This window comes from Candidatus Neomarinimicrobiota bacterium, from assembly GCA_034716895.1.
Lineage (GTDB): Bacteria > Fidelibacterota > UBA8477 > UBA8477 > JABMPR01 > JABMPR01.
Genome location: JAYEKW010000165.1, coordinates 1 through 10,165, shown reverse-complemented (window position 1 = coordinate 10,165; position 10,165 = coordinate 1). Strand labels below are relative to the sequence as shown.

Annotated in this window: 7 protein-coding genes; 4 read left to right on the top strand and 3 right to left on the bottom strand. The window is 46.0% G+C overall.

Features of this window, described 5'->3' with window-relative positions; genetic code table 11:
- Positions 1-325 precede the first annotated feature (325 nt).
- From U9Q77_10420 to glnII, 3 genes are all read left to right on the top strand, one after another.
- Entirely contained in the window at positions 326-523 is a 198-nt protein-coding gene (locus U9Q77_10420) for a hypothetical protein (GenBank protein ID MEA3287771.1), read from the top strand.
- A 156-nt stretch (positions 524-679) separates the two neighbouring features.
- Positions 680-1,147: an Lrp/AsnC family transcriptional regulator gene (locus U9Q77_10415; protein ID MEA3287770.1), complete on the top strand. Its 468-nt coding sequence runs from the start codon at positions 680-682 to the stop codon at positions 1,145-1,147.
- Positions 1,148-1,334: 187 nt separating this feature from the next.
- The gene (glnII, locus tag U9Q77_10410) at positions 1,335-2,345 is read left to right on the top strand and encodes a glutamine synthetase GlnII (protein ID MEA3287769.1); all 1,011 of its coding nucleotides are present in this window, start codon (positions 1,335-1,337) and stop codon (positions 2,343-2,345) included.
- Positions 2,346-2,529: 184 nt separating this feature from the next.
- Here glnII and U9Q77_10405 read toward each other — a convergent pair whose 3' ends face one another.
- Both U9Q77_10405 and U9Q77_10400 read right to left on the bottom strand, forming a co-directional pair.
- Positions 2,530-4,245: an ABC transporter ATP-binding protein gene (locus tag U9Q77_10405; GenBank protein ID MEA3287768.1), complete on the bottom strand. Its 1,716-nt coding sequence runs from the start codon at positions 4,243-4,245 to the stop codon at positions 2,530-2,532.
- Entirely contained in the window at positions 4,245-6,149 is a 1,905-nt protein-coding gene (locus U9Q77_10400) for an ABC transporter ATP-binding protein (GenBank protein MEA3287767.1), read from the bottom strand. Before U9Q77_10400 ends, U9Q77_10405 begins: the two co-directional genes overlap by 1 nt.
- 60 nt (positions 6,150-6,209) lie before the next feature.
- Here U9Q77_10400 and U9Q77_10395 point away from each other — a divergent pair, with 60 nt between their 5' ends.
- Positions 6,210-6,413, top strand: coding sequence for a hypothetical protein (locus U9Q77_10395; GenBank protein ID MEA3287766.1), 204 nt, complete (start codon positions 6,210-6,212; stop codon positions 6,411-6,413).
- Positions 6,414-6,437: 24 nt separating this feature from the next.
- Here the strand turns inward: U9Q77_10395 and U9Q77_10390 are convergent, their stop codons facing one another.
- Entirely contained in the window at positions 6,438-9,671 is a 3,234-nt protein-coding gene (locus U9Q77_10390) for a right-handed parallel beta-helix repeat-containing protein (protein ID MEA3287765.1), read from the bottom strand.
- Positions 9,672-10,165: the final 494 nt, after the last annotated feature.

Sequence of the window (10,165 nt, the reverse complement as noted above, 5' to 3'; positions counted from 1 at the left end):
GGATTAAATATGAATAGCTACCCGGCGTCGCTTCCAGCTATGCCGTGGCGGGCTGGGTGCAACCCGTAGTACCTGGAATCAAGAAACAGATCAAACTCTGAAGGAGTTTAACCCTGTCAACCGAGACACCCAAATATTGTATCAGATCATATTCTCTACAAAGGATGATTTAATTGAATACGTTAAAAACCGGGAGAAGCACGATCAGAAACAATCATTTATTGAGGAACTTAGAGAACTTCTGATAAAACATGAAAAAGCACGCATATTTCATGAGGGCGTAAAAAAGTTGCATTTCTTTATGAAATATGCTGGATAGAGTTTGATGAAAAATATTTGCTTTAGTATTATTCAACCCCTTCAGGGTTGCAATTATTGTGGTTCATTTACCACGGGTTACACCCGTGGCTATTCTGATTATTCCCCTTCAGGGAATCTGGATCTGAGTAAAAGATGGAAGCTTCCTAATAATCCAACTAACTCCGAGGTACGCATTATGACGATGAGCCAGAATTACTACTAATTCTAACAGTAACAGTATCTTGCACAAACTCTATAGGTCACTTAAGGTGTTTTCACCTCACACTCAATCAAGTAAAGACATTTTAGAGAAACTTCTGTAAACTGCATAAATATTTAGGATATATTGATGGGTACTTAAAATATTTCAGGAGACACCATGATCGACAAACGTGATATTCAAATATTGAAATTACTGCAGGAGAATGGCAGGGTAACCGCCAGTGAGATATCGAAAGGGGTTGAACTGTCAATTCCAGCCATTGGCGAACGCATGAAAAAACTTACCGAAAAAGGACTGATTAAGGGCTACTCAACCGTTCTTGACCATAAAAAAGCCGGCCTGGACCTGACTGCCTTTGTCTTCATTGTCAGTGAACATTCGGATCATTATGAGAGTTTTGTTGAAAAGGCAACTGCCTCTCCTGCTGTCTTGGAATGTCACTCAATCATCGGGACCGGCTCACATATTCTTAAAGTACGCGCCAAAAATTCCCAGGCTTTGGAAGACCTGCTCTATGAAATTCAAAACTGGCCTGGCGTGAACCGCACTCAGTCCAACCTGGTGTTGTCATCCTATAAAGAGACCACTGCGATTGATCTGAATATTCTGCTCTCCCGTGAATGAAAGTCTGGGTTTGTTGCCAAAGCTGGACATTTCGACCGGATTGTCTTTGATTCCACGCTTTATATTTTTAAGTATTATATATTATTACCATAATTTATTATTGACATTTACCTGTATATCTTATTAATTGCTCGACATGATGCACATATACCTCAAGCATATCAACTATTCATAGGAATCCATTCATATGACAAAGATTAAAGCTGAATACATTTGGATCGATGGACACCGACCCACTTCCAAACTGCGTTCCAAAACCAAGATACTGGATGGACCAATCACTGAGCTCGAGCAAATTCCGGAATGGGGTTTTGACGGCTCCAGCACCATGCAGGCCGAAGGTCATGATAGTGATCGCTCTTTACATCCCGTGGCGTTTGCACCTGACCCTATTCGTCGAGGTAATCATATTTTGGTCATGAACGAAGTTCGCTACCCGGATGGTCAGATTCATGAATCGAACAAGCGGGCTCATTTGGTGGACATTGCCAAACAACATGTAATAGAAGAAGCCTGGTTTGGGATAGAACAAGAGTACACTTTTTTTCAAGGGAGGTCACCTCTGGGCTGGCCTGATGGCGGCTACCCCGCTCCCCAGGGACCTTTTTACTGCGGTGTGGGTGCTGACGAGGTTTTTGGCCGGGATATCGTTGAGGAACACATGGAAGCCTGTCTGTACGCTGGTATCGGAATTTCCGGAGTAAATGCTGAAGTCATGCCTGGACAGTGGGAATTTCAGATCGGTCCCCTGACCCCGCTTGAGATTGCCGATCAATTATGGCTGGCTCGCTGGCTCCTCTACCGAATTGCTGAAGAATATGGTGTTAATGCCAGTATCCACCCCAAACCGGTTAAGGGTGACTGGAACGGAGCTGGCGCTCATACCAATTTCAGTACCAAAGCCATGCGTGAAGATGGGGGTTTTGCCATTGTTGAAAACGCCTGTAAGAAACTTGCCGAGAAACATGAGGAACACATAGCTGTCTATGGCGCCCATAATGAAGAACGTCTTACAGGGCTCCACGAGACCTGCTCTTACCATGAATTTCGTTATGGTGTCAGTGACCGTGGTGCTTCGGTTCGAATCCCCCTAATCACAGCAAAAGAAGGCAAGGGTTACCTGGAAGATCGCCGTCCTTCCGCCAATATGGATCCTTATGAAGTGTGTGCTATTTTATTGGAGACGATTTGCTCGTAAAGCACTAACCACAAAAGGCGAAGAGATTTCTTGGACTGTTTTCTAAGCACCTGCCAATAATTAGACCTGTTATACCCGGTAGAAACTTATACTTGGAACTATAATTACCCCGGCTTTCAAGCCGGGGGCTCTAAAGGTTAATTTTTGAAGGGCTTTAGCCCAACAGTTTGGAGAGATAGCCCCATTAATCATGGGCAAACAGGGATCGGTAGTCATCATGCTCCCTGAGCAGGTCAACATGTTTGCCTTCACAAAAGATCCGGCCCTGTTTGATCCAGACCACCCGATCCATTTCGGCAGCCGTGGCTTCCCGGTGAGTGGCCACCAAAAATAACGATTCTGAATAGTCCGTATTGATATTTCGCCACAGAATCTTCTCAGTATTCAGATCCAGGGCTGATGTTACATCATCAAAAATATAGATCGGTGTATCTCCATAAAAAGCCCGAGCCAGGGCCACTCGAGCCCTTTGCCCCCCACTCAAACCCACACCACCTTGCTCCAGCACTTTCTTCGGATCCAATTCAGCACCGATGACAGCAGTATTGATCACCGCACTCAAACTGCGGTTGGCTTTACGACCCATGCTGATATTGTCTGCCACCGTCCCGCTGAACAATTCAATATCCTGAGGGACATAGGCAATGCAACTCGCTCGGGATGCATCACTGAGATCAGCCATATTCACCTGGTTCAAAGCTGCAGAACCACTGGTGGGGATAAACCAGCCTGAGATCAACTTCAACAGAACCGTTTTTCCTGAACCCACTTCGCCAACGATTCCGATCTTCTCGCCTGGCTCAGCCTGGAAATTTATCTCCTTAATCACCTGTTTTTCTTCGTCAGGAAAGCGAAAATTCAGGTCTTTGATCGTAAGTGATTGAATTGGTGTTAATACACTGGAAGCGTGAGCCATGCGATTTTCACTTTTCTCGATCTCTTCTAATCTATCAATTGAGGTCTCAGCCATTTTGAGTGAGACAAAAAACCAGGAAATAGTCCAGATCGGTTCTGTAATGCCTGTCATATACGCGATAAAAGCATAGAAATCTCCCATGCTAATCTGAGAGTGGATCACATAATAGCCACCCACAAATAATATGATCACCAGTCCAACCTGATTGATCAAGCTACCAATACTTTCCAGTAAAGACCTGATGAAAACCACCCGTTCTTCAGCCTCTTTGCGTTCTTCCATGTTGGTTTTAAAAAGACGCTCCTGAGCCTGTTCCATGACAAAGCCAATGACGATCCTGATCCCAGAGAAGGCACTTTCCAGAATATTGTTGGTCTGGGAGATGGTCTCCTGGCGTCGTGTATACGCCTTATGCTGGATGTGTTCGGTTTTGCTCATGGCCCAAACGATAAGGGGTAGTGGCGAAATCGCCAGGAGAGTCAATTTCCAATGCAGGGTCATCATAACCCCAATGGAGAACAACAATGTAAATCCGGCTTCAATGGGACGCATGATTCCTGAGTTAGCAAACCAGTTCAATTTCATATCGCCATCAATATCATCCGAAAAACGGGTGATGAGATCACCTGAACGATAATGATTGAAGAAGGCCGGATCCTTTTTGAGCAAATTATCAAAGTGAAACAGTTTGATATCCATAGCTAACAGTAAATTCATGATATAGCGGGATGAGGGCAGCACCCACCGAGCCAGGGTTCGAGCCAACCCCACAATCAGGATCATCCAGACGTAGAGACGAACATCGGTAGTGGCTTGCCCTTCAACCAGGGCATCAATAACAAATTTGAAAATGACCGGATAGGCTGTACTGAGAGCAATGCTTATGATAGTGACAGAAACAACCCAGGAAATACCGATTTTCCGGTTTTTCCAATAGACCAGGAACCAGCCCAGCACATGTTTTGTGGCACCGATGAGAGCCATTAGACCATCTCCTGCGTGGAATCTGCATGGGTCAGAAGTTCAGCATAGGCCCCCTGGCTGGCAACAAGTTCTTCGTGGCTGCCGGATTCAAGGATCTCACCATCCTGGATGAACACAATGGTCGTTGCCCGTCGAATAGTACTCAGGCGATGGGCAACAATAAAGGAGGTTCTGCCTTCGGTGAGTTTCTTCATGGTGGCCTGAATGCGTAGTTCTGTACCGGGATCAACTGAGGAGGTGGCTTCATCGAGGACCAAAACCTGGGGTTTCACGGCAAGAGCCCGAGCAAAAGCGATCAATTGTCGCTGGCCGTAGGAAAAGCCCTCACCGCTTTCCTTAAGGACCGTTTCATAACCTTCAGTTTTGGAGAGGATGCTTTCATGGATATCAGTGAGGCGGGTTGAGTCTTCCAGCTCGGTGCGGGTAACGCCCTCCCGGAAAGCCCGTAAATTTTCTTCAATAGATGCTGGAAAGAGAAACAGATCCTGGAGCACCAGACCGAAATGGCTGCGGTATTCTGCCACATCGAATTCACGAATATCGATACCATTCAACAGAATGCGACCTTCCTGGGGATCACGAAAGCGGCAGATCAAATTAATGACTGTTGATTTGCCACCGCCAGTAGGACCAACAAAAGCAACCTGATCCCCACCTCTAATCTCAAAGGACATATCATTAATGATTCTATCAGCATCCGAGTAGCCAAAGCTGACATTCTCAAACCGGATACTTCTGATGGTTTTTGGTAATAGTTTGGGGTTTGTTTTGGTGGCAATATAAGGCTTGGTCTCAAGAGTTGAAAAGATCCGATCTGCGGCACCACCTGCTGACTGCAGTTGCGAGATTTGCTCGGTAAACATGAAGATGGGCCAATAGATTTGAGCGATGTACTGGGCAAACAAAACCAAAGCCCCTACCGTAAGGGTTCCCTCGCCTACCCATTTTACACCCAGCATGAGCACAATGACTGTAGCAGCTACTTCCATGGATCCCAAGCCCTGAAAAATACCGTAGTTGATCCAGTTCATCTTAATACTGAAGCTGTTGAACTCCTCGGTGGATTTACGTACCCGGCCCAGCGCCCAATCCGTACGATCGAAAACCTGGAGAATGCTGGCTGACCGGATGAACTCACTGAGCACACCCAGCATTTTGGAGAAATTTGCCCGATCCTGTCGAAACCATGGTCTGAAATATCTAAATGAGAACCAGGCTGTAAAAATCACCAGAGGAAAGATGGATAGGGTAATCACTAGAAAGCGCACATCTACAGCTGCCAGAATAACAAAAGCGCCAATGATCATCCCGAAAGACATGAGCAGACGCTGTGCCATGGTGGAAGTAACGGCAATGATTCGCTGGGGGTCTGATTCGATCCGACTGACCAACTGTCCCGTTGAAGTTGACTCAGCAAAGGGTAGCCCCAGTTTTAAAGCATGTCCAAAGAGGGAAATTTTGAGATCATTCACAGCAAAGATGCCCGCCTTCTGAGCCATCCAGTTGCTATAGAAACCAAAAACCGCAGAGAGCACCATGGTTACCAGATACAGACCGGCAGACCAGGCCAGGGCGGTAAAATCACCTCCGGGAATATCTTTGTCGATGATACGCTTCAGAATAATGGGTTGAATCAAAACCAGGATCACTCCTACCAAAGCCCACAACACGGCATACAGAAAGGTGCGTTTATAGGGTCTTATATAGGGATAAACCCCCAGAACCATTTCTCTAAGAGAATAGGTCTTGGTGTCATCATCATCCAGGCTAAAATCGTCATCCCACCACATGCTTTCAGGTAAGGCGAAACAGGGAAGAATGGAAGGGAAGAATTGATGGGAGTGACGAGTGATGAGTGACGGGTGACAGCTCTCGACAGTAATAGTGATTGTGTTGGCTATCATTTTTACTAGATTTATCACGTTGTGTTAATCAATTATTTCAGATATTTCAAGGGGCTATAAGTGGCTTATAGGCTCGAAGATCATTGGCTTGAGAAAAATAGATCAATTGTCGAATTGCGTCATCAGTCAGCTGATCGAAATGCTAAAGAATTGCTAAAAAAGCGAATTGAGAAATATTTGGCTTCAGGTGAAACTATCGAAGACGCAGAATATTCAGAAACAATTATACACAAGACCCCGACCCACATAGACCTGTACGTTTAATACCAAATTCACCTCTAAAACAACCTATTGTAAGCATACCATTTTGATGGTTTTGCTGAATGATCCCGTCGTTAATCGACAAAAATAAATACCCGAACTTAGCGGGTTGGCATAAGCATCTTTGCCATCCCACAACAGGTTGTAATAGCCCTGAGGTTGTCGTTTACTCACCAGGTTGACCACTTGACGCCCGGTCAGGCTATAAATCGTCAGATCAACCCTTGCAGAAACGGGTAAAGCATAACTGATCATGGTCACCGGATTGAATGGATTGGGGAAATTCTGATCTAGTTCATATTTAGCAGGAAGGTTCGGCTCACCTCGCACATCAACTACCGGAGGCGATTCCAGAGCCCCCATATCTGGAGCATTCCCGTTATATTCACCTAGGTTCAGATCCAGAACTGTATCTTGTCCGAACACGTAAAAAGCTGTTCCAGCATCGATACAGGGTGAATCCTCCTCAAGGTTAAAATCCCACCACCAGGGATCGATGAATAGAGGATCAGCGTCGATATTTCCGATACCTTCCCAACCATTCTGTACATCACTATAGGCTACCGTGATCTCGCTTGGACCAAGGTCATCACTTACTACAATAGCATTTTCCCAAACAATGGTGTTGACCAGCACAGGATGAGCAAAAGCATTGGTATAAACTGCCATAGTATTATTGAAGATAGTATTACTCACGATGTGGGCCCGGTTTGAATCAAGACAGACAACTCCAGCTCCCTGATTACCCAGTATGAGGTTGCCCTTCAATAGAGCTGAACCAGATCCCTGATAACAGATCCCGCCACCGTATCCAAAATCCATGATATTGCTGCGGATCAAATTATTACCAATCAGGGGGATGCAATTGGTGCCAACATAGATACCAGCACCGTACGCCACACCCCAACCGCTCATCGTGCTGTTTGACTCAATTGTATTACCGGTAATCTCAGGGTTTGAGGCATTTCGCAGACTGATCCCACCACCATAATAAGCTCCGGTATTTTCAGAAATGATATTGTTCAATATCTGTGGACTGGCATTATTGCAGTACAACCCAGCGCCATCCGTGTACATTTCACAATGATTCGTGGTGATCACATTATTCCTGATAGTTGGTGAAGCATTGATACAGAGAACGCCGGCACCTCCCATCAGTAGGGGTCCTGATTCATACACATGGCCTCCACGAATGGTAAATCCATCCAGGATCGCTGACCCTGTTTCACCTGATACAAACGAAACAACACTCCCGGTACTGTCACCGTGGATAATGGTCGCAGCAGCCCCAGTTTCGCTTATCACACAAACAGCTTTGCCGGAAAAATCAATGTTCTCATTATAGACTCCAGCAGCCACCAGCACAGTATCGCCGGCAAGAGCGCTGTCTATGGCAGCCTGGATTGTGGCAACATCTCCAGGCACGTGGATAATTTGACTTTCAATATCCGTCAGAAATTCAAAACAATTCTGAAGGAACTGGCGATTGTCGGGGTTCGTGTTCAGAATATTAATATCATTAACGGCAATAAACCAGCCATTGCCAATACCCTCAGCCACAGCCACCGGTGGATAGGATCCCTGGGGGAATTCCACTCCCATATCCGCATAGGTATCTTCATCACCGCTTATGACCACAAATCCGGAACCACTGACTTCGATCGTGATGGGTGCAGCAATATTCCCGTGGACGTTGTTTACACCAGCGGTCAATATTTGAGCCACCGGGTGCAACCCAAAAGTATGGAATATCGGACTCCAGGTGTCGTTATTGTGATTATTGGTTTCATCAACCAGGATTTCATCTCGAAACTGAAAACGGAACATGCTTAATTCCCGAAGAGACCGTACCGACGGATAGCATTCTTCGATAACACCATATTCATGAAAAATAACAGATTCATCAGATCTGGCAGACACCGTTTCTGCGATTGCTGGTTGAAGAATTGCACGACTGCCCGGTATTTTGGCAGGAATATTATCCACAAAGACCCACATAATGCGTGCACGATCAGTCAGTTCATGTGAGCTGGCAAGTGGGATCAAGCGGTCATAATCTTTTCCGGAAAAATTGTAGATGGCACAGGGATTTCCGTCGCGTGAGGCTCTGGTGATCAGACGATTGATCCATTGATATTCGCGGAAGAATGTCTGAGCTTCAGTTGATGACAATCCATTTTCCAGGGCTTCCTGTTCCAGTTCTTTTAGCAGAAAGCGGGATAGTTCTTCAGGGGTAAAGATTCTGGTGGCATCTAAAACGGAGGTCTGGCCAGGGTCTAGTGATTCATGATCGCCATATCTAAAACCCACCCCGGGTTCATCCCAGAACACTTTGATATCAGCCAGGTTCAGTTCTGAATAATTCTCAATATGAACTGATGAACCATTATTTTCCACTGCCAGAAAATTCATTCCTCCTGGTGGTCGCCCCTCATAAAGGAGTTCCTGTGTTTGTCCGGCCGCTAAATTGGTTCTCCAGATCACTTGTGTGTGTTTCTCCTGATTCACCACGGTGGCAGACGGCTCCAGAAAGGTTGGAACCCCTGGAAAGTTCAAGGATACTTCAAGTGATAGATCTTTGGTGGAAGTCAGGTGAATGATGGGCTTTTCCACCATGGTCATATCGGTTTCCCGCAGTAAAAGGTAACCACCACCACATGCGAAATAGCTATTGAGCTGACTATACTCATAGTCTGTGAACTGGGGCAAATTACCCAGGAAAAGGGTGAAGGTATTATCCGTCATTTGCAGCAGCAAATCATATTGGCTGAATAGCTCTGCTTGATAAAAGTGGGGTCCGGTACCGACCTCATACCAGGTGTCAAGCTCATCCCAGGCGGAATAGATCATGGTCCATTCACCACTCATGGGTGCTTCTACGTAGGCCAGGCCGTTACAATTCGTGGCAGAATATTCACCCAGGGGATCAATGAGAAAAAAGTAGGGATGCTGTAAATTACTGGTATCACCGGGTGTATAACGCAAATAAAGGACGGGGCTGGCTTCTGGAACGCTGAAGGTAACAGTATCCTGATTGGATTGCAGGTAACCTGAGATGATAACCTGATCCAGCACGATATCGGAGGCATCCAGATAATCGAAGTCATACTCCGGGAATAATTGAGCCGGATCGCTCACTTCGGACATATTGGGAAGGGGTCTGGACCAACCATGAATTCCATCTACCAAGATATTGGGGATAGCCACCAAGTGGGTGCTCAGGAAGAGGGTCGTCAGGACTTGTACGGTGGTTTTTTTCATGATTCCTCCATGCCGGGTGGTCATGTTAAGCTATCGGGTCTGAGGACCAATAGGAATAGATACAGTCTGTGGATCAGCACGCTACGGCTCGAATGTAATGCCTTTATTGTCAATCAGCAAATATCCAGACTGATCTATTCGCCCAGCCGGTATTATGTTATTTTCAAGGTGGAGATGCGTGCTCAGTATTGATCACGAAGAACTTGGTCAGTTGGTAATGTCCGTGATTAGGAGGCAGGAAGATTATCTTCAGGGTTGGGGGTGTCGGTATCCCAACAGGTATCCCCATTTTTGTCACTCAGGACCACCTGAGATCACATGGCCAATTATTTCTGAGAGTAGCTCTAAAATGTCAAAACCCCTGCAGGGCTTAATCTACAAGGGTTTCATGATGGTACACCGCCCCAGTCTACACTCTCCGAGCTACGACCTGGCAGGCAGGACTCGAACCTGGAACCAATTGATTAAGAGCAAGTGTTGGCTGCAGGACAGTT